The 20932-nt window shown below is 58.4% G+C and carries 16 protein-coding genes; 9 read left to right on the forward strand and 7 right to left on the reverse strand.

What is annotated here, in order from left to right:
- Positions 1-344 precede the first annotated feature (344 nt).
- From IVB42_RS28480 to IVB42_RS28510, 7 genes are all read right to left on the reverse strand, one after another.
- Positions 345-1082, reverse strand: a complete 738-nt coding sequence (locus tag IVB42_RS28480) for an outer membrane beta-barrel protein (RefSeq protein ID WP_247471476.1) — start codon at positions 1080-1082, stop codon at positions 345-347.
- A 1308-nt stretch (positions 1083-2390) separates the two neighbouring features.
- Positions 2391-2735: a hypothetical protein gene (locus IVB42_RS28485; protein ID WP_247289248.1), complete on the reverse strand. Its 345-nt coding sequence runs from the start codon at positions 2733-2735 to the stop codon at positions 2391-2393.
- A gap of 555 nt (positions 2736-3290) precedes the next feature.
- On the reverse strand, positions 3291-3566 hold the full coding sequence (locus tag IVB42_RS28490; RefSeq protein ID WP_026232955.1) for a hypothetical protein: 276 nt from the start codon (positions 3564-3566) through the stop codon (positions 3291-3293).
- A 330-nt stretch (positions 3567-3896) separates the two neighbouring features.
- Positions 3897-4925 (reverse strand): LLM class flavin-dependent oxidoreductase, encoded by a 1029-nt coding sequence (locus tag IVB42_RS28495; protein WP_039799450.1) that lies wholly within the window; start codon positions 4923-4925, stop codon positions 3897-3899.
- Between the two features lie 209 nt (positions 4926-5134).
- Positions 5135-6211 (reverse strand): histidinol-phosphate transaminase, encoded by a 1077-nt coding sequence (hisC, locus tag IVB42_RS28500; protein WP_198293360.1) that lies wholly within the window; start codon positions 6209-6211, stop codon positions 5135-5137.
- Between the two features lie 1340 nt (positions 6212-7551).
- Positions 7552-8271 (reverse strand): MerR family transcriptional regulator, encoded by a 720-nt coding sequence (locus IVB42_RS28505; protein ID WP_026232958.1) that lies wholly within the window; start codon positions 8269-8271, stop codon positions 7552-7554.
- Positions 8272-10064: 1793 nt separating this feature from the next.
- On the reverse strand, positions 10065-11009 hold the full coding sequence (locus IVB42_RS28510) for a LysR family transcriptional regulator (RefSeq protein ID WP_018455472.1): 945 nt from the start codon (positions 11007-11009) through the stop codon (positions 10065-10067).
- Positions 11010-11451: 442 nt separating this feature from the next.
- Between IVB42_RS28510 and IVB42_RS28515 the strand changes: the two genes are divergently transcribed.
- The 9 genes from IVB42_RS28515 (at position 11452) to IVB42_RS28555 (ending at position 20809) form a co-directional block, all read left to right on the forward strand.
- Positions 11452-11868, forward strand: a complete 417-nt coding sequence (locus IVB42_RS28515) for a response regulator (RefSeq protein ID WP_247289263.1) — start codon at positions 11452-11454, stop codon at positions 11866-11868.
- Complete coding sequence (locus tag IVB42_RS28520; protein ID WP_018455474.1) at positions 11865-12497, forward strand: NodA family N-acyltransferase; 633 nt, start codon at positions 11865-11867, stop codon at positions 12495-12497. The genes IVB42_RS28515 and IVB42_RS28520 overlap by 4 nt, the downstream gene beginning before the upstream one ends.
- On the forward strand, positions 12494-13153 hold the full coding sequence (gene nodB, locus IVB42_RS28525; protein WP_018455475.1) for a chitooligosaccharide deacetylase NodB: 660 nt from the start codon (positions 12494-12496) through the stop codon (positions 13151-13153). The genes IVB42_RS28520 and nodB overlap by 4 nt, the downstream gene beginning before the upstream one ends.
- A 14-nt stretch (positions 13154-13167) precedes the next feature.
- Entirely contained in the window at positions 13168-14526 is a 1359-nt protein-coding gene (nodC, locus tag IVB42_RS28530) for a chitooligosaccharide synthase NodC (protein ID WP_018455476.1), read from the forward strand.
- A gap of 22 nt (positions 14527-14548) precedes the next feature.
- Positions 14549-15178 carry a nodulation methyltransferase NodS gene (nodS, locus tag IVB42_RS28535; RefSeq protein ID WP_018455477.1) on the forward strand — a complete coding sequence of 210 codons (630 nt, stop codon included), beginning with the start codon at positions 14549-14551 and terminating at the stop codon, positions 15176-15178.
- Between the two features lie 11 nt (positions 15179-15189).
- Positions 15190-16902 carry a nodulation protein NodU gene (nodU, locus tag IVB42_RS28540; RefSeq protein WP_018455478.1) on the forward strand — a complete coding sequence of 571 codons (1713 nt, stop codon included), beginning with the start codon at positions 15190-15192 and terminating at the stop codon, positions 16900-16902.
- 4 nt (positions 16903-16906) lie between these two features.
- On the forward strand, positions 16907-17821 hold the full coding sequence (gene nodI, locus IVB42_RS28545; protein ID WP_018455479.1) for a nodulation factor ABC transporter ATP-binding protein NodI: 915 nt from the start codon (positions 16907-16909) through the stop codon (positions 17819-17821).
- Between the two features lie 3 nt (positions 17822-17824).
- Positions 17825-18613 (forward strand): ABC transporter permease, encoded by a 789-nt coding sequence (locus IVB42_RS28550; protein WP_026232959.1) that lies wholly within the window; start codon positions 17825-17827, stop codon positions 18611-18613.
- 189 nt (positions 18614-18802) lie between these two features.
- Positions 18803-20809 carry a carbamoyltransferase gene (locus IVB42_RS28555; protein ID WP_247363789.1) on the forward strand — a complete coding sequence of 669 codons (2007 nt, stop codon included), beginning with the start codon at positions 18803-18805 and terminating at the stop codon, positions 20807-20809.
- The last annotated feature ends 123 nt before the right edge of the window (positions 20810-20932 follow it).

The raw sequence follows: 20932 nt of genomic DNA on the forward strand, positions 1-20932 counted from the left end.
CATCGACGGCCATCCCCATAGCCGCATCGAAGACCTCATGCCGTGGCGATTCCGCAAAACGTCAAGCCAGCCTCAATAGGGTTGCGGCTAAGCGCTTACACATGGACTGGCCATGACGGTAGACCATTCGGCGCATCGATGACGCGCGTGCGATCACAGTGATCTTCGCAAGCGTGCTTGGTTGTGGATGCCGATACCCATCAATATGGGAGCGGTTTTTGGGCCTGGATTGCGGCAAGCTAGTCGCCTGGGATAACGGTATTGCTTGATGCAGCAAGCCTGCCCTTGCAAAAACAAGCCCCGGCCATGGGCCGGGGCTTCCGATTCTTCGTTCGTACTGCTGATCAATATTTCAGAAGAAACGGGCCGCCGAACTTATAATTGAGCCGGGCAGTCAGAAGATCGAAATCCTGGCGGACGCGATCGGTTCCGCCTGCGGGCGCGGCGAAGTGCACCGCTCCGGGCTGCATGAATAGGTGGTCGTACTCGAGGCTGACCGACCAGCTCGGCGCGAAACCGTACTCAATCCCAGCTCCCAGCGCACCACCCCAAAGAATGTGGTCGCTCTTCCCAAGCTGCGCGCCCGTGAGGGTCGAGCTAATCTGATAGGTATTGCTCGTCACTGCGGCACCACCTTTGGCGTAAAATACTACGTTGTCTACGGCATAACCGATCTGCCCTGTTATCAGGCCGAACGCATCAATCTTGGTCTGGTTGATATCCGCAAACGCGACGCTGTCATTCGAGCCGGTCAAACCAGCCCAGTTCCCCTGGCCTTCAACACCAAGCACGATCTGGCCCGTCTGCCTTCGATACCCGATCTGGCCACCCACAGTACCGCCGGTCGCATCATGGCAGCCCTCAGGTGTGCCGCCATTGAAGTCCCAGCAATTCGCGCTTGAGCCCAAGCCGCCGTTCAAGCCGACGTAGTAGCCGCTCCAGTCATAGATCATAGCCGCAACAAGCTGCGGAGCTTTGCCATAGAGAGGCTGGACGGGCTGCGCAGCCAGATCCGCGCCGAATGCGGGCGCAATCGCGCCGAGCGCCACAATGCTTGCAGTCGCGAGCAACAAGTTCTTCATTTCTACTCTCATGTCTTGAGTGCCCCGAGCCTCGCGCGTCTTAACAACATCCGCACGGATAGCTGTAGCTGCACCGCAACATTTCGTCGGAAAGGAATGCTTGAACCGAACCCTGCGTCAGGTTGCGGCGTTGCGGATCACGCTTCGCAATGCTCTTTCGCGTGCGAACCAGATTGCGTGGCCTCGGCGAAAAGCGAGCTGCTGATCTCAGCGGATGAAGCGCACCGCAACCCACACGAGGCCCAGCCACACCGCAACCGAAAAGAGCAAAGCGCCTTGCAACGCCCTTGCTCTTATCCTGTGACGCCACCGAAGGAGCTGCGATGAGCAACCGGTGAAGCGCCGACCCCGTATAACAGATATCACGTCATCGTAATCTGCGAACCGGAAGTGAGAGCGATGCTTTCGAATATACGCCAGCCGCTCAGTGGGTGAGAGGCACTGCGCCCACACCTCCGATGCCTCATGATCAAAACACGCGCTATTCTCCAGGACCTCGGCGAGGCGCTCGTCAGGTTTCATGATGCATCCGCTGTAGTGACTATCGCGGATCGAGTTCTAGGAGGAGAGCCTAACCTTGGAAACCTCTCGGTTTAGGTAGGCGAGTTGAGAGATTTCAATTCGGCGGTCAATGCGGCGCTGATCCTGCGCGAGATGAAATTCGAAGTCGTGCGGTGGCTCTGGATCAGCCTTCTGGCCCAGTGCAGATGGACACGGGCATTGAACCGGCGTAGATGCCGCAGGAGAGTGAAAGGTGCTCCTTGTCGATGGTGTGCACTAGCGCTTGTTAGAATTCGGTCCGGCAATGGCTTCCGCGCATGCTAAGATCACACAAACGTACGTTGCAAGGTCCAGGGCCGGTCGCGAATACACGGCTGCCGATCCGATCATCCGTGAACGGCCGGCTCGCCGTCGTCACCGTCAGTGTCTCGGGTCAAATCGGCCAGCAGTCGTACCTTGCACCGCGCTGTTGGGACTGACTGCACGCGCGTGCCCTCCACGCCGCCTCCCGATTTTGTGCTCGACGAACTGACGGCGCCCGGCGTTCGCCCTCTTGTGGCAGATCGGCAGTTCCTTGCTTGAGCAAGGCCGAATGCCGCATTAGGAACCACGGCGTGCGGGAACTCGGAGCGGCGGCGGAGCAGAACTGCCGGAAGCCCTGGCTTGCGAGAGACCTCAGGCAGGCGGCAAGCGCACGCCGGTCCCTCGTTGAAGCAGGGCACGACGACATCCACGCTGGGCAAAGCACCGGTCTTGACCGGGTCGTACGGCGGCAGTGAGGCGCCGATCGCTGGAGCGGGTCCTGCATCAACGCGTCTTGGGATGAGCGCTGCAGATACCAACTTCGTTAAAGGGATCCTCAGCGCGGCGCGGTTCACTGGTCATGAACATCTTCATTGCAAAGTCGAGCGACCGGTATGCTCGATCGCGGGCCGCCTGCGGCAAATCAGGAGTTGCGTCAATCGCAGCGCGCGCGTCGCTCATAATCTTATCTTTTGCGGAAAGAAGCTTTGCATCTAGGATTACATGAAGCGTCTCTCGAACTTCAGGTGAGATCGCGCTATCGCCATCAATCAATTCTCGAAATTTCCAAAATATACGCTCGACTGCTACCGTCGACCCGAGAACTGACATTAGCCTTGGTGACATCATTGGCCATCTCCTTCTCCAGCCTGAATCTCGGACTATCCCAGCGAAATTAGACCTGTCCGCGTCTCGCACCGGCGCGCGAGGCGACCCTGAACAGGCGAATGACTGGGATACATGTCGGCTGCTACACCCCAGCCCGCGTGAGACGGACGTTCAAGATATGCTCAGCGGAACTCGCAAGGTGCGATTTGCGAGCAAGGCACTTCTCTTTCCTGCGCTCCAAGCCGTAACTCGGTAGCGTGCGGTGGCTCACGTGCAAAACGGAGGGTATGCGCCGCTTCCCATTTGCCACAATACATGCAGCGGCATCGGAGTTGGACTTCTGCCACGCGCGCGTTTTGTGATTGCCTGGGTGCATCGACATCGAGCCTACCGATCCCGCGACGGTGTGTTGGTCGTGCGCCACGTTGACCTCGATCATCTCTTGATTCTCCATTGGTCATCGGGTCGAGCGCAGAAAGGGCGGCAACTTAAACGCGCAGATCATTTTCACGTGCTGGATTCCGTATCTCGGATTGGTTCGTTTCGGCTACCATAACTGTCCTCGCCACTGCACGGCTATGCTGTGCAAACCGTGCATTTCACCCACCAGCGGCCACCGCGCTTCTCCGCGCGCAGCTTGCCGCGGCGGATCCGAGAGAGCACCCCTTCGGGGCTTATGTGGTTCATCGCTGCGTATCGCTGAACAGTGAGGTAGTCCTCATGCAGAGGCGGAGGGGTGCTAATTCCGTGCGCAGCCAGCAGAATGCGCAGCGAAGCCAACTCCGCCAGCACGATCTCGAGCTTACGCGCGATCTCGTCCATCTGGTCGAAGCGCTGCGGGGACCGCGTCACGACAGGCCCGCCCGTGCGATAAGCCACATCTTGGATTCGTGTGAAATGCGATCGACGAACTGGTGCGCCAAAGCGGGATGAGCGTGAGCCAACTCACCTGGCCAAGCAAACCACTGCGCGGGCAATATCAACACATGCAAAATGGGAGACGCGGCATTTATTGCCGTCGAGACTACACCTTGGTGATGTAGTCGAAAGGGTCTCATGCGCGTAAGAGCCACTTGAGCCATAAGAGCGGCCTGACAAATGCATCCGGCTGCGGTGCTCATGGGCCTCGGTGTTGCCATTTATTGCATGGTCAAGGGCGAACTGCTTGGAATCGGCTCACCATCAGTGCTCCGCCGCCATGAGCTCGGAGTGAATCGCAGTTGCTGTGTTGAGGCAGGCATCCAGTGACAGAGATCCAAAGGCGAGCTGACAAAGGAGATAGTTGGCGCCTGCCTCTTCCACGTGATCGAGAAGAGTTTGGCGCACCGAAGCGCGGGATCCGACAACGCACAGTTCACTCTCAATTGCGGCATCCAAGGTTAGGGGCAGGTTGGATGGAGGCGGGATGTCATTGAGGTCGTACAAGAACTTAAAGCTCTTGAGCCAGGTTTCGTAGGCTGGCGCGGCGAGGGAGCGGGCGGCTGCTTCAGAGCTGGCAATTACGACCATGCGGAGTAATGCGAGAAATGGTGCTGAACCGTTGGTGTCATACTTCGCGTTTCCATGAGCGCGATAGCGATCTGTTACTTTGCGAACGGCAGAAGAGGGTCCCATGCACGCCAGATTAGCGCCATTCGCCGCCGCCCAATGCGCGGACTCTGGCCGATTTGTAGCAATCCATGTCGGGGGACAAGGACGCTGGTGAGGTGAAAGCGTCAAAGGAACGTCGCTCAGCGCAAAATGTTGCCCTTTGTACGAGAGCGGGCCGCCATTCATCGCGTTAACGAAGATTTGGGAAGCTTCCTCGTAACGGCTAGAGGCAACATCGGCTCCAACCCCAAAATAGCTCAGTTCGATCGGGAGGGAGCCGCGACCAAGGCCGACCTCGACTCTGCCGCTGCTCAGGTGATCCAACATGCAGATCTCCTCGAATGCCCGCAACGGGTGGTAGAGGTTGAGCAGCATGACCAACGGACCAACGCGAAGTCGCCGTGTGCGTTGTATGACGCTTGACAGAAACAAGTTCGGCGATGGACCGCGTCCGTGGGGGGTGCAATGATGCTCTGCCAGATGATAGGCATAGAAACCGAGCCGGTCGTAGGCCTCCGCCAGCGCGAGGCGGTCCGCGTATTGCCTGGCGATATCGGGACCATCCTCGTCAAGATGATCAAAAATGCCGCAGGTCAGGTTTGAGGGAAGAACGTTTCTCACTCAGTTATCTCCTATAGAGAGGACCGGAGTCCGCTAGGTTTTTGGGGTTCAAGAAGCGCTCGCTGGCGTGCATATGCTGCGAAGCCGTTCTCAGCAGCTCGCAATGCGCCGACCGGACAACAACTGACTGAGGCCGGTCGCGAAGCTGCATCATGTGCGGGTCCTGTTCGATGACGAACGGGGATCTGTGACCTGAGTGGAAGGGTTCACTAGCCACGGCATCCCACTTTCTTAAGAATGCTGCCGACAGCCGCAAGAAACGCATCCATCTGGCGCTTTGTACCGATGCTAACCCGAATGCACTCTTCCAGGCCGGGATCCGGAAAGAAGGCGACGAGGACGCTCTGGTCTTGCAACGCCGCCTGCCACCATCTGCCACCCTGGCCTACCGGCACACGGGCGAGGAGGAAGTTCGCGTGGGAAGGCGTTACGGAGAACCCAAATTCCGAGAGGGCGGCCGCTACGCGCTGACGCTCAGACCTGACGTGGCGATGGTTCTCCTCGTAGGCGTCGCGATGCGCAAGGACGCTCATGCCTACGGCATGAGCGACCACATTCATGTTAAAAACATTCTGGATGTTGCGAAGCCGCCCAATCAGCTCGGGATGGCCGAAACCGAAGCCGACGCGAATGCCAGCGGCGGAATGACTCTTGGAAAGCGTGCGCAGGACCAGAAGATTCGAATGGCGCTCAATGAGGCGTAGGCCGTCCTCAGGTGCGAAATCGACATAAGCTTCGTCCAATACGATCAATCGGTCAGACCGTGTAACGAGGCGCTCGATCTCAGCGACCGGAACGAAGGTTCCGGTCGGATTGTTCGGATTGGCCAGCAGAATGAACTTGGCATGTTTAGCCGGACCGAAAAGCAGCTCGTCCATCGGCAAGCAGTCGGGTTCAGACCAGGGAATTTCAATGAACCGAGCCCCTTGCAACATGGCAAGCTTGCGATTGAATGAGAAGCCGGGCGACATCATTGCGATGCTGTCGCCCGGGGCAAGAAAGGCTCTGTAAATGAGACTGAGGAGTTCAGACGATCCATTGCCAGCCATCACGCGATCAGTGGCAATCCCGTACGCCGCTGCGGCCGCTTGCCTCAAGCTGATATTGTCATCTTCTGGATAGCGGTATTGCACCTCAAGAGCTGCAATTGCGCTTCGCATCACGATGGCTGGCAAAGGAAATGGGTTCTCATTCGTATTCAGTTTCACGGAAGTATTGTCGCGCGTAGGCCGCCCGGACGGCAGAGCATCCAATTCGCGAGCCACCGGCGAGAGCGAGGAAAGCATATTTTGCAGTTTTGTATCCAATTTGATGTTCTCCCTTTCGTCGACGAGAGCAGTTGACGGCCTTCATCGAGCCTACCTGATGCGCGCCCCGTATTCGGAGCCGGGAAGCGCAAGGCGTGCATGAATGTGAGGGTGGGTGCCACAGGCGGGCTCAGATCTAAGCGCCGCACCGGATCAGAGTCCGGCTCAAAGTCCGGCAGCGATCAGTGCGGATCAGGCGGGCGCACGGCGTTATCCCGGCGAATACCTGTTTTAAGAGGGGAGGAAACGCCACGTCCACTCGGCCGAACAGCGCGGCTAACGTGGCTTGAACTCGTAATCCGCAGACAGACTGCGCACGCCTGACATGTTGCCACAAGCTACGTTCCTTCTAAAGAGGTCATGGCAGCTCACTCCCGAGAGCGAGGTGCGCATCAGTGTCACTAGGTGGAAGAAGCCACTGATGTTCGTCGGCCTTACGATTGTGGAAGTGATGCTCACTCCAGTGGTACCAGACGAATGGGAACGTACTCTTCGGGCGGCCGTTCGGGCGCGTACGACAGCTGTGATAGCATTGCCGCGAGGGCGAGAAATGCCGCGACTGCGGCGACTGCGACGCACGTGACCAGCGCGCAATCGCGAGGCCTAGGATGGTTCATCATTCAACGCTCCGTGCGGTGTTGGTGCGGGCGGCCAGGTCTGCGCGACCCCTTCGACGGATTATCGGGCCAGCGGTAATCGATGGACCCAGGGGCGGCATTGTCTCCCTTGGAGTCGAATCGAACCGTGGCAATGGCCCTTTCGATTGAGCCCGAGGTTCGGCCGCAGCGACCCGCGTGGCATCGACGGTGCCCGCCCGTCTGACCGAGCCTGCCCATGCTTGAACTGGGGCATAAGCGTAGCCTGCAACCTGCAGCAGATTGGCTTGAAGCCTTGAGCTTGGCGACATCGGCTGCCCCTGCAGCATTCTTCGTCGAGTGCGGCATGGAGGTAAAGGAGCGTGCCGGAGTCGCCGGCAATGGCCAAAGACGGTCATCCACCGAATTGTTCTCGCCCAGCGCTCTCACCGGGAACTTCCAAAAGTGGTGCAGATCATTGGAGTCTCCATCGGCGTAGCCGGCGCTCTGTAGGTCGCCCCGCCGCTGCGTCGATACTTTTAGAAGGTACAATTTGACGCTACGTACGGATCAAGTACTTCGAAGCGTGCTCGTCGAGGTTGGCAGAGCGAAAGTTCCCAGGGTGTCGACAACGCACATTCGCAGGCGAATTGCTACGGGCCAACGATCCTCAGTCAGACAAGGATCAGCATCAGCTCATTCAGTTAGAGACATTTGAGCAACCGAGTCCGGCAGCCGGGTGCGTCAACTCGTTCCGAGCTGGCTCTCCAGCGCGGCGAGGGCGAGATCCAGGTATCGCATGAGGCTCGCATCCCAGCCGGCGAGATTGTGTGGTTCAGTCAATCGCGTCAGCACCTTCAGTATCATCGAGACAGTCGAATCAACTCCTGCGATCTCAGTCAGCAGCGAACGGGCCTGACGCGCGACCGCATTTGGTCGCTCACCGCATGGCGGCTCGCCCCGATCCATGCAGCTTCGTAGCTCGTCCCGAATCTTGCGCCACCGATCTTCGCGGCTAGCGTTAGAGGCGCATGTGCAGATGGCCGAGGGGGTACGTTCCTGAATCCGCGACATTGCATCTAACGTGGCCGGTAGCTCGTCGACACTAACTTCTGTCTCACCTTGCGTCGTCATATTGCGCAATCGATCCCGTAATAATGTCGCCCGCGCGACTTGAATTTCAATTCGCTCGAGATGGTTGCGCAATAGGTCCGTGAGAGACGACCGTCCCTCGATGGCTTTGCGGATCTCAGGAAGCGAGAAGCCCAGCTCACGTAGCGCCCGTATCTGACAGACGCGTTGTAGGCTTTCACGATCGTACATGCGGTGACCGCCACCGGTACGTTCCGCGACCGTCAACAACCCCGTATGTTCGTAATGATGCAGAGTGCGTACCGTTACGCCGGTCGCCTCTGCAAGTTCTCCAATGCGCCATCGGCGCCGTCGTGGTGTGGCTTTTGTCATGGTCCTCAATTTGCAAGCCTACAACCTGACGTCACGTGAGAATCAAGTGATTTCAATGATCTAGATGATGGTCTCTCGCTGCGAACCCCAGGAGCACTGAGCGCATGCTGTTAATCAATCAGCCGAGACAAGTGCAAGCATCAAGTTCGCCAGCGACGCCAATTCGTCCCTCGCTGCGCGTTGCATCACAAGTCTGGCGATCGCTACGCGATTCTCGCCGGTTCGCATGCATGTCGGTAAAGACCCGATTGCTCGATCAAAAAGGTTTCCCAAGCTCGCGAGATCCTCCGGGTCGTAGACTCCGCTCGGCTTCTCCAACAGTATGCTCCTTTCATTGCGGCACCTTCGCTGCACGTGGGGAAGCCGTTTGGCTGTGGTAGGGCAAAAAGAAGACGGAGCGGCGACGTGCGCGAAAGAATGTGACAGGTGCGTTCGTGTGGTGCCGTTGTGCAACACGGCGTTTACTTCCCTTTTGTCCAACACTGCCTGACCGAAACTGTGCAATTTCCGCTGGATGCTGGCGCAGCAGCGGCCATTTGCTGTCTGATCGCCACGCGAAGCGAAAGCAGGTACATGCCACCCCGCTTGCTCTTGAGACACAGCTTCACGAACGGCTGCCCAGACAAAGTACTGATCTGATCAGATGGGTGGCGCGGCCGCCCGCTCGGCACCTAGCAGCGTTTTCGACGCGCTGCTAGTCTGTTGATGGCTTTGTGGCCGCGAAGGCGTTGTTCGCGCATGGCAACATCGGGTTTTGGAATGCCACAAGATGATGGCTGCTCTTCAACGGCGAAAGTCTGCGACGCAAAGCGCCAGTATAATGAGAGAAGGCGGGCCGCAAAACCATTTCCGGCATGTATCTCAACGCGAGCGCACCTCGCGCGGTTGGCGAAGCGTTACTCGCGATTGAGGACGGAGCCTCGAAGGATCGCTCCGATATCCGTCGGACGTGGAGGCACACTCAAAACGGGCAACACGCCCCCGGCGCCGCGCGGGCGCGCCGGGAAACAACGACGTGCCATAGCTCCTACAGCAATAACTCGCATATCCAGACGTGAGCCGGATCAGTGTTGCGCAGCACAGTCCCTTGCTCGTCCAGAAGCTCACTCACTTTCATTCTCGAACAGTATCGCTTTGGTGTGCGAGCGCTGGACATAGATGCTTTGGGTAAGATTGGCAAATCATGTTACCGCACCGAAGTAGCTCTTCGAGGTCAGCGGTGAGTGGCCGCAACTCGGGACCAACGGCGGCGGCATCCCGCGCGCGACGCGCCACGACACTCTCGAATAACACCACTGTCGCGATCCGAAAGGATGACCTGCACCCACCGATCCGATGTGGTGCTTTGGCATTGCTGCTGCGTTCACCGGGAGAGTAGACGGCAAGGAGAATGCCCACCGGCAGGTTAAGAGCGGTGTGGGTGCCTGCCAGTGTCCACGTTTGCAGCCTCGATCGCAGGTCTTAGTCTACAACCTGACGCGGTGTACGATTCGAGGGATTTTAGTGCCAAGGCCTGATTTCGTTCATCTGACTGGCCGGATCATTTCGCGAGCTCTGAGCCTCAGCTCATGTAGAACAGTGCGATGCAGCCGTCGTGTCAGGCAAGTCAGGCGGAGCGCCGCCGAACGAGCTGTATGAAGCGCAAGATCGTCACGCCAGCGCGAGATCAAGAGCGCGGCCGACCCGATCAAACTACGCTCAAACGCGCCAATCCGAACACCAGCGAGGACCGGAGCCTCGAGCCTGGCGTAGATCTGGTTAACCGAGATTAGATCGCAAACGGCCGAACAATGCTAGAACGGGCCGTGACATTGGTTGGTCTCGGACGGAGAGACCATCATGGATGCCTCTTGCAAGAACATGTTGCGCATCCAAATGCTTGCAGGATCAGTATTATGAATGGCCGGCCACTGGACGGCCTCGGTGAATGTGAGAAGTCGCAGCGGAGGTTCGATGACCCGCAGGGGCATCGTGTCTGCGAAATGGCTGACCAGTCTTGAGGGCATACTCGCTATACGGTTGGTGCCCAATAACATAGGCGGAATCATACCAAAACCCTGCACTGCGACCTCGGTGCGTATCTTGAAACCATGCTCGAGCAAGAGCCATTCGTGAAAGGAGGGCCTCAGGGAGCCCCCGAACCGGGCTTCCACGTGCCCGATCGACATGTACTTCTCGAACGTAAGTCGCGGCGCCAGCTGCTTGTTCATGGGGCAGCCCACGCAAACGAACGTGTCCTCGAACAGTGCCGCCTTGGGATGCGCACTCGACATGAACATCTCCGGATACATGAGAAAATCGACTTCACCGCGCCGGAGAAGTTCATCGGGTTCTTCTAAGGGCGGCAGCAACTCGAAATTGATCGTCGGAGCTTCCCGCGCGACGCGGTCCACGATTCTTCGAAGAAACACGACAGTCATGAAGTCGGACAGGATGATCCTGAATCGCCGATTCGATTGAGACGGAGTGAAGCCCTCCGGAGAAATGATGGAGAGCTGAATGTGAGCGAGAGCCTCGCGAATTGGGGCTGCGAGCGCTTGAGCCCGCGGCGTTGGGACAAGCTTCCGACCCCTCATCGTGAATAGCTCATCGCGAAAGTAAGTGCGAAGCCGCGCGACGGCAGCACTCATGGCAGGTTGACTGAGGTTGATGCTTCTTGCCGCCGCCGTGAGATTGCCTTGCGTCACCAGGGCGTCGAACGCGACGAGGAGATTCAGATCGAGGCCCTTGAAACGCATAATCTTGAGTGATCCACCGTGTGAATGTGTTCTATCGATACAATCGATTTTACCATTTGTACCGACTGAGGATAGCAAAGGATAGTTTAGCGAGATGCCAGATCTATCAGAATGGTTACAAATCGTAGCGCGTCTCAGCCCAGCGCCAGGGATCGATCAAGACATCTGGACCGTGCGGTCGCAGTTTCGCGCGTGTTGCGCAAGTCCTATCTCGGCGAGCTAGCACGGTGGGGATCCGCAAATGTGCGTGGGCGTATAGGACGAGCAAACCATCGTATGGCTTCGCCAACCCATTCTATACCGGCCGTGTACCGCTGTAGAATTGAGCGAACGCTTAACCTGACCGTAGATTTCCCTCCAGTTGGACCCCTTCGGTTGCGGGTGCCAAATGTGTTTTGGTCGCATCCGATTGCGTCCTTGCTGCGGAGAAATCGTGCCGAACATGCAAGCGAAGCCGTCCTTCGTGAATCTGATGCGAGTTGCGCACACGCTCGACGTCGTATCCATTGTGAATGCAGATCGGTCAGTGCGTGAAGATCTGACAGATATGGTTTTTTCGGCGGGTTACGTACCCGAACCCTTCGAGAGCGCAGACGAGTTCTTGAAATCGGGCCGCCGTTTGATCACGTCGTGCTTGATCGCGGACATGCAGTCGAGCGTGATGAGTGGCTTTGAGCTTTTCCATCATCTGGCTGCATCCGGACGCGCGATTCCCACCGTTCTGCTCACAGACAGCTTCGAAAACGATATGAGGCGAGTCCTGCAAACTGGACTCCAGTTTTTGAGCAAGCCTTTCGAGCGTAGCGAACTGCTGGCGTGCGTCAGGAGCCAGATAATGAATAGGAATTACTCTCTATGAAAATGATCGCGCCCGGATCCACACGAGGTGCTTCGGCGCGCCCTCCAGTTCGTTGGAGGCTGTGCTGGGAGAATGAGCTTCAACTTGCTGACCATATTGAGTTGTCCGACTTCTTCCGGAAGACCTATGGTCCGACCGGGGCATTCAATGCAAAGCCCTTTGAAGGTCATCGAAGCTGGGCCGGCGCAAGGCCTGAGATTCGCGCAATCGGCTACGATGATCGTGGTGTTGCGATTCACATCGGCGCACTGCGCCGCTTCATAAAAGTGGGTGAGGTCGATCTGCTTGTGGCTGAACTCGGATTGTACGGGGTGCGCCCGGATCTCGAGGGGCTCGGCATCAGCCACTCCATCCGCGTGATGTATCCCGTATTGCGAGATCTTGGGGTGCCGTTCGGTTTTGGCACGGTCCGATCTGCCCTGCAGAAACATATTACCAGGCTGCTCGGGCGACAGGGATTAGCGACTGTTCTGCCAGGGCTCCGTGTCCGGTCCGCTCGTCCGGATATCTATCTCACTGTGCCTCCGACGCGCGTGGAGGACGTGGTCGGCCTCGTTCTGCCGATTGCGAGGCCAATGAGCGAATGGCCGGCCGGTGAGATGATTGAACGGAACGGGCCAGAACTGTGACGTCCGCAGACAACGAGACTGAAGCGCGGAGCGACTGCGCCGACTCGGGCGGAGAGCGCTGTGTCTATCTGACGTTTGATGATGGTCCCAACCCGCATTGCACGCCGGCTATCCTGGATGTGCTGGCGCAGCATCGGGCCCCCGCCACTTTCTGCGTGATTGGTGCATATGCAGCGGGCCAGCCGGAGCTGATCCAGCGCATCATTGCAGAAGGCCACGAACTCGCAAACCACACAATGACGCACCCGGATTTATCCAAATGCATGCCGGATGAGGTGGAATACGAGATCCTAACGACGAACAAGGTCATCGGAATGGCCTGCCCGCGAGCCTCTGTGCGGCACATGCGTGCGCCGTATGGGACTTGGACCAAGGAGGCCCTCGCCGTGTCGGCGAAGGCCGAACTGGCAGCCCTGCACTGGTCAGTGGACCCGCAAGACTGGTCTCGTCCTGGCGGCGAGGCGATTGTTGCCGCGGTGCTGGCCTCGGTCCGGCCGGGAGCAATCGTGCTCCTGCACGACGGGTGCCCTCCCGACGAGTTGAAACGCTGCCCTCACTCTAGTCGGCGCGACCAGACCGTGACGGCGCTCGCCCAGCTCATTCCAGCACTGCATGACCTTGGATTTGCAATCCGGTCGCTTCCTCAAACTCACTGAATAGATCAAATCACATGAGCCTGCTTGCCACCATCAGCACCGCTGCTGTTGCCTCCTACGCGTTGCTCTCCAGCGTCCATAAGACCGCGCAGGCGCTTTATGCGCTGCGAACCGACGCCTCACTGCCGCCGTACGACCTCGTCGAGAGCGCAGCTCTGCCCAGCGTGGATATCATCGTGCCCTGCTTCAACGAGGATCCGCGCACGCTGGCGGCCTGCCTGAAATCTCTCGCAAGCCAGGATTACCCAGGGCGATTGCAGGTGTATGTGGTCGATGACGGCTCTGCAAATGTCGCTGCAGTGGCCCCGGTCCATGGGAGCTACGCGTATGACCCGAGGTTCACCGTCATTCTGCTGCCAAGTAACGTTGGAAAGCGTAAGGCGCAGATCGCAGCGATACGCCGGTCGTTCGGCGATCTCGTGCTCAACGTCGATTCCGATACGGAAATCGCCAGCGACGTGGTCAGCAAACTCGTACGCAAGATGCAGGATCCAGCCGTCGGCGCGGCCATGGGGCAATTGATGGCCAGCAACCGGAACGACAGCTGGCTGACCCGATTGATCGACATGGAGTACTGGTTGGCTTGCAACGAGGAGCGCGCGGCTCAGACGCGCTTTGGTGCCGTCATGTGCTGCTGCGGGCCGTGTGCCATGTACCGCCGCTCCGCGCTGCTGTTGCTGCTGGACCAGTACGAGACGCAGTTCTTCCGAGGAAAGCCGAGCGACTTCGGTGAGGACCGCCATCTGACGATCCTCATGCTCAAGGCAGGGTTTCGAACCGAGTACGTTCCGGACGCCATCGCCGCCACGGTGGTCCCGGACAGGCTCTTGCCCTATCTGCGGCAACAGCTCCGCTGGGCGCGGAGCACTTACCGCGATACGCTGCTGGGTTTGCACCTGTTGCCCGGCCTGGACCGGTACCTTACGCTCGACGTGCTCGGACAGAACCTCGGGCCGCTGCTGCTCGCCATCTCATCGATTGCCGCGCTCGCTCAGCTCGCGCTCACCGGCACCGTGCCCTGGTGGACCGGTCTGACCATCGTCGCGATGACCATGGTTCGATGCAGCGTGGCGGCCCTTCGTGCCGGCGAGCTTCGATTTATCGGCTTCTCGCTGCACACGCCTATCAACATCTTCCTCCTGCTCCCGATGAAAGCCTATGCGCTCTGTACCTTGAGCAACAGCGACTGGCTCTCGCGCAAAGTAGCGAAATCATCAGACGTCGATGAGTCGAAGGCCTCGATCGAAGACGCGACAAATGGACCAAGCCTTAACCCGGGATCGGAAGCGCCAGGCTCAATTCGCGGGGCAGGTCTTTCGCGCGCTTCCTCGCAGCTGATCGCGTCTGATGGCATTGCCGCCGCGACTGACTGACAGCTTTGTAGGGGATTTAGTGGTGAGCGTGGACAAGACATATCAATCGTTGCAACGGGAGCTGACCAACGATGACCCGTGGCGGCTTGACGACAATCCGTTCGAACGTGAGCGTCACACCCAATTGCTACGACTATCGCTGTCGAACGGCGCCGTCTCAACCGGCCTCGAGATCGGGTGCGCGGCCGGTGCATTCACAGAGAAGCTTGCTCCTCACTGCAAACGGCTCACGGTCATCGATGTTATGCCGCGAGCGATCGGTCGAGCGGTCCAGCGGACCAAGAGGTGGTCGCATATCAGCTGGGCGGCGACCGATATTCTGCAGTTCTCGACCGAAGAGCTGTTCGATCTGATCGTGGTCGCCGAAGTTCTCTACTATCTCGAAGACATGACACGGATGCGTACCGCAATCGACAAGCTGGTGAAGATGCTTGCTCCAGGTGGGCACCTGGTCTTCGGATCTGCACGTGATGCCACCTGCAGGCGATGGGGGCATGTCGCTGGCGCCGAGACAGTCATCACGATGTTGGCTGAAGCGCTCATTGAGGTCGAACGCGTGCAGTGCCAGGGGCAGTCGGCTGACGAAGACTGCTTGTTGGTCCGCTTTCGCAATCCGGAGCGATCTTCGATTTGTTCTAACGGCCGAGCTTGAAAGGACCTACTATGCGCATCTGCGGTATCAAGTTGACGCACGACGGGGCAGTCGCTCTGATCGAGGACGGCCGGGTGGTGTTTTGTGTCGAACAGGAGAAGCTGAACAACAATCCGCGTTATCAAACCATCGACAACCTGGATGCCGTTGTTGACGCCTTGGCGGAGCACGGGCTGGATCCGAGCGATGTTGATCAGTTCGTCATTGATGGCTGGGATGGAGAGTTCGAGTCACAGTTTGAAGTCCTTAGTGGGACGACGACCATCAAGCTCAAGGGCGCGCCGTATGTCGAACGGCAAGGCGATAGCCCCCTGACGTCCCGCGATCGGATCGGCCTCATGCTTGATGGGAAGCTATATCCCTATCAAAGCTATCCCCATGTTACCGGGCACGTAGCATCCGCATACTGCGCCAGCTCGTTTGCCAAATCCGGACAATCTGCTTTCTGCTTGGTGTGGGACGGCTGCATGTTTCCGCGCCTCTACTATGTAGAGCCCCACGGCATCCGGTTCATCGAGTGCCTGTTTCCGATAATAGGTCACGCCTATGCGACGGCAGGACACCACTTTGGACCTTACAGGCGGGCAGACCGGACCAGCTGGGATCTCGGTATTGCCGGCAAGCTGATGGCCTATATCGCACTGGGATCGCCCGACGAGGATTGTATTAAGACGTTTCATGAACTTTATGAGGCGCACTTTGCCACGGATGCTGAGGGTGCTTGTCCCGAGCTTGAAGAGATCAACAGCTCACAATCGCCACTTGAAGCTCTGCACGACTTCTTCGATGCGTGCGCAATGCGATTGAAGGAAAAACAGGCCCAAGACGTCCTTGCGTCATTTCACGTGTTTCTAGAGCGTCTGCTGGTTCGCACCATTGCTGATGTGGTGGAGCGGCATTCGAATCTTGCGGGGGCGCGTAACCTCTGCATAGCCGGCGGCTGTGGCCTGAATATTAAGTGGAATAGTGCATTTCGTGCGACAGGCCTGTTCGATTTCGTGTGGGTGCCGCCCTTTCCGAACGACAGCGGCTCAGCCATTGGTGCTGCTTGCTCTGCATTGGCGGCACAGCAAGGCTTTAGAGCTCTGGAATGGTCGGTCTACAGCGGACCGGCCGTGCGTCCCAGCGAAGTCCCGCCCGAATGGGAGGGCGCGCCCTGCACTATGGGCCAACTTGCGGCAATCCTCGCTTGCGACAAGCCCGTGGTCTTCCTTGCCGGGCGTGCCGAGCTCGGGCCGCGAGCCTTGGGTGGCAGAAGCATTCTCGCGGCTGCGAGCTGGGAAGGAATGAAAGATCATCTCAACGATGTCAAACTTCGTGAGCATTTCAGGCCGGTAGCGCCGATATGCCTGGAGGATCGTGCCGCGGAGATTTTTAGCCCTGGAATACCCGATCCGTACATGCTGTTCGATCACCAGACGCGACCAGAATGGCGGGACAAAATTCCCGCCGTCGTGCATCTCGATGGATCTGCTCGTCTACAAACCGTTTCTAGAACCTCCCAGCATAAAGTGGCCGAGCTTCTCGTCGAATACGAGAAGCTCACAGCCATTCCGCTGCTTTGCAATACCAGCGCCAATCTGCATGGACGCGGCTTTTTCCCGGATGCTGCCGCCGCGTGCCAGTGGGGACGCGTCGATCACGTATGGTGTGACGGCCTGCTTTGGACAAAAAAGCGCGCAAGCGGGGAAGCGGCGGGAACAACGTCCGTCGCGATGGCGTAAGCAGATGTCAACCGCGGCAGTCGACCTTTTCCAGGTGAGCAAGTTCTACGACGACAGGGTCGTCGTGGACGCTCTTTCGTTTACGGTCTCGCCGGGAGAGTGCTTCGGTCTGCTGGGACCAAACGGCGCGGGTAAAAGCACGCTTGCGCGTTTGATCCTGGGTGTTGCATCGCCCGACGCAGGTAAGATATGCGTGCTCGGCGAGCCAGTGCCGGCGCGGGCGCGCTTGGCGCGCCGGGGGATCGGGGTTGTCCCACAGTTCGATAACCTTGATCTTCAGCTCACGGTGCGCGAAAACTTGCTCGTTTTCGGGCGCTACTTCGCCATGAGCGCGGCTGAGGTGGAAGCGGTCACGCCGTCACTGCTCGAATTCGCACGCCTGGAGAACAAGGCGGACGCGCGAGTCGCCGAACTGTCCGGCGGCATGAAGCGACGCCTGACGTTGGCACGGGCCCTCATTAACGATCCGCAGCTCTTGGTCCTTGATGAGCCGACGACCGGCCTCGATCCGCACGGCCGTCACCTGATTTGGGAACGCTTGCGCTCGTTATTAGGGCGCGGCAAAACGATCCTTCTCACCACCCACTTCATGGAAGAGGCGGAGCGATTGTGCGACCGCCTGTGCGTGCTCGAGCACGGCCGTAAGATCGCCGAAGGTCAGCCTCGCGCGCTGATCGAGCAGCAGATCGGCTGCCAAGTGATCGAGATTTACGGCGGTAACCCGCACGAACTGCTGCCGCTGGTCAGACCCCAAGTGCAGCGCGCTGAGGTGAGCGGGGAGACGCTGTTCTGCTATGTCACGGATCCAGAGCAGGTGCGCCTCCGGCTTGTCAACCGCACGGATCTGCGCTTTCTGCAGCGTCCTCCAAATCTGGAGGATGTGTTCTTGCGGCTAACCGGGCGAGAGATAAAGGACTGAACGATGTGGCAACGTTTTGCGCCGGCGCTCCCTGCTAATCCATGGAACTGGATGGCGGTATGGCGCCGCAATTTTCTGGTTTGGCGGAAAGTTGCTCTGGCATCGGTTCTTGGGAATCTGGCCGAGCCGATGAGCTCTCTGTTCGGTCTCGGTTTTGGCCTTGGAATGATCATAGGTGGGGTTGAGGGCACCTCATACATCTCGTTTCTGGCGGCTGGAATGGTTGCCACAAGCGCGATGGTCTCCGCAACCTTCGAAACGATCTATGCGGCTTACGCTCGCATGCAGACAAATTGCACCTGGGAGGCAGTGCTCTGTACGCCCCTTACGCTCGGCGACATTGTCCTCGGTGAAGTGGCCTGGGCAGCGAGCAAGGCCTTGCTCGCCGGGACCGCGATCACGATTGTGGCCGTCGCGCTGGGTTACGCAGAGTGGTCATCCATTCCCTATGCGTTACCAGCCATCGCCCTCACTGGCGTTACTTTCGCGAGCCTCGCAATGGTCGTTTCAGCACTTGCACCGAGCCACGACTATTTCATCTTCTACCAGTCGCTTATTCTTACGCCCATGATGTATTTAAGCGGGACGATCTTCCCAATGAGCCAGTTGCCCGGTTCATTTCAACGCATCGCAGCCTTATTGCCGCTGAGTCATTCGGTCGATCTCATTCGTCCAACAATGCTTGGTCGACCGGTTGACAGCGTCGGATTGCATGTGGGCGCACTTTGCATCTACGCAGCAGTTCCCTTCCTCGTCTCGGCCGTGCTCCTTCGGCAGCGCCTGATGCGGTGAGAGGAATAAGATCTAAGCGAAGCATCGCGTGTGCGAGATGAGATATCTGGCTTAGCGAATTTCCAATCGCGTGCGACGCTTATATGCGTCTCGTCAGCTAGCGATGCCTGATCGGCCTCGCGCGGCCTACTCCCAAAGCAAGCGATACGAAATAGGCCAACAGGCCTCTCAGGATTAACGGAGAACAAGATGCTGTGTCTAGGATTGAGTGGCGGCCTCGACAGGGTCTATGAAAACCCCCTTGGGCTGCCGGGCACGTTTCTGCACGACGGCGCGGCGGTACTTGTCAAGGACGGGCGCGTGATCGCTGCCGTGGAAGAGGAGCGCCTTAACCGGATCAAACATTCAAACAAGCTCCCGAGCAGTGCGATCGAATACTGTCTTGCAGCCGCGGGTGTGGAGCTTCGCGACGTCGATCGTATTGCGTTCTACGCTACTGAAGCCTATTGCAATGCAATGCTCGAACGGTTGTTCATCTCACAACCGGAAATCTCAATTCCCCTAGATGCGAATCTGCTGCTACGGCACCTTCTAGCCACGGAGTTCGGTACCCAAGTTGATCCTTCCCGGGTGTCATTCGTAGGCCACCATCAGGCCCACGCCGTGAGCGCTCTGGCGATGTCGGGTTTTGAAGATAGCCTGGTCCTCGCGATCGACGGTTGTGGCGACTTCCTGTCGGGTCTCTTGGCTGTCGGGTCAGGCAGCGAAATGACCGAGCTTATGACATTTCCAGAGAATAACTCTCTCGGACTGTTCTATCTGGAGACGATCCGATATCTCGGCTACGGCCTGTTCGACGAGTATAAGGTTATGGGACTGGCTCCTTACGGAGATCCCGCACGCTATCGCGAGCTCTTTTCCCAATTCTATGAGCTCTGCGCAAACGGTGGCTACCGCGTTCACCTCGAACGTATCGGCCCAGCATTGCTGCAAAATATCGAGGTCCGGCGAAAGGGAATGCCGTTCACCCAACAGCATCGAGATGTGAGCGCATCGTTGCAGGAGGCGCTGGAGCGGATCGTGTTTCACATTCTGCGGCATTACCGTGAGTCGACCGGAATGAAACGGTTGTGCCTGGCTGGCGGGGTGGCCCATAACTGCACGCTGAACGGAAAACTCCTGTATTCAGGCCTGTTCGAAGACATCTTCGTGCAGCCGGCTGCGCATGACGCCGGATGCGCATTGGGCGCGGCGCTGATGGTGTCGAACGAGGCCGGGCAGCCTGCGCCCCGCGAGCGGCTTCAGGCGGTTTATTGGGGGCCAGATGTCGGCAGCGACGATAGCATCGAAAAGGAACTGAAGGGATGGGCCGGACACCTCGAGTTTGAACGGACCGCTGACGTCGCAACCAGAGCAGCCGAGTGGATGGTTGATGGCGCCGTGATCGGGTGGGTGCAGGGCCGATCGGAGTTCGGCCCTCGTGCGCTCGGCAACCGTAGTATTCTTGCGGACCCGAGGCCCGCGGCGAACAAGGACCGGATCAATGCGATGGTCAAGAAGCGCGAGAGTTATCGACCATTTGCACCATCAGTTCTGGAGGAGGATGCGGGCGCGTTCTTTGAGTTGCCGGATGGTCGCGCAGAATACCCCTTCATGAATTTCGTCGTTCGCGTGCGGGAATCCAAGCGTGCTTTGCTGGGCGCGATCACGCATATCGATGGTACGGCTCGGCTGCAGACGGTTTCCCGCACGAACAATGCCGCCTATTGGGAACTCATCAATGCGTTCAAGAGCCGGACAGGCGTCCCGATTTTGCTTAACACGTCGTTCAACAACAATGCCGAACCGATCGTAGATTCCGTTGCCGATGCGATTACGGCGTTTTTGTCAACCGAGCTGGATGGCCTTGTAATCGGTTCATTCCTCGTCAAAAAGCGGGCGACAACGCTCGAAAGCTGGACTGCACTCGCTGTATCACTGCCGCCCCATGTATCTCTTTACCGGGTTCGCGCTCATGCGGGCCGAGAACGCCAGGAGACAGTCTGCGAGATCCGCATGGGTCACTCCAGCCAGGAGAGCGTGCGCGTCTCGCATGACCTGTTCGACATGCTGATGCAAATTGAGAAGGAAGCTGTTCTTGCCGATCTTCTCGCCAGGGTCACCACTGACAGGACTAGGCGAGAAGCTCTCGTGAACGAACTGCGTGGGCTCTGGGATCTCCGCCGTATACGGCTGCATCCGTCACCGACTGCGTGATTGCAAAAGGTGAGCAATGCGGAAGAGGGCTCTTTGGAGGCCTCTCGTATGACCTCCCAAGCGCGGTGCCGTGGAGGAGGGTTGCGGGTTGATCGCCTTGCGTCCCGGTGACCAGCCGTCCAC

Origin of the sequence: Bradyrhizobium sp. 45 (assembly GCF_023073155.1) — a bacterium.
Classification (GTDB): Bacteria; Pseudomonadota; Alphaproteobacteria; order Rhizobiales; family Xanthobacteraceae; genus Bradyrhizobium; species Bradyrhizobium canariense_D.

Bases quoted from the DNA above. Each gene is read 5' to 3' on its own strand.
- IVB42_RS28480 (WP_247471476.1), bottom strand. From the start codon at position 1,082: ATGAAGAACTTGTTGCTCGCGACTGCAAGCATTGTGGCGCTCGGCGCG.
- IVB42_RS28485 (WP_247289248.1), bottom strand. From the start codon at position 2,735: ATGATGTCACCAAGGCTAATGTCAGTTCTCGGGTCGACGGTAGCAGTC.
- hisC (WP_198293360.1), bottom strand. From the start codon at position 6,211: ATGCTTTCCTCGCTCTCGCCGGTGGCTCGCGAATTGGATGCTCTGCCG.
- IVB42_RS28505 (WP_026232958.1), bottom strand. From the start codon at position 8,271: ATGACAAAAGCCACACCACGACGGCGCCGATGGCGCATTGGAGAACTT.
- IVB42_RS28510 (WP_018455472.1), bottom strand. From the start codon at position 11,009: ATGCGTTTCAAGGGCCTCGATCTGAATCTCCTCGTCGCGTTCGACGCC.
- IVB42_RS28515 (WP_247289263.1), top strand. From the start codon at position 11,452: ATGCAAGCGAAGCCGTCCTTCGTGAATCTGATGCGAGTTGCGCACACG.
- IVB42_RS28520 (WP_018455474.1), top strand. From the start codon at position 11,865: ATGAAAATGATCGCGCCCGGATCCACACGAGGTGCTTCGGCGCGCCCT.
- nodC (WP_018455476.1), top strand. From the start codon at position 13,168: ATGAGCCTGCTTGCCACCATCAGCACCGCTGCTGTTGCCTCCTACGCG.
- nodU (WP_018455478.1), top strand. From the start codon at position 15,190: ATGCGCATCTGCGGTATCAAGTTGACGCACGACGGGGCAGTCGCTCTG.
- nodI (WP_018455479.1), top strand. From the start codon at position 16,907: ATGTCAACCGCGGCAGTCGACCTTTTCCAGGTGAGCAAGTTCTACGAC.
- IVB42_RS28550 (WP_026232959.1), top strand. From the start codon at position 17,825: ATGTGGCAACGTTTTGCGCCGGCGCTCCCTGCTAATCCATGGAACTGG.
- IVB42_RS28555 (WP_247363789.1), top strand. From the start codon at position 18,803: ATGCTGTGTCTAGGATTGAGTGGCGGCCTCGACAGGGTCTATGAAAAC.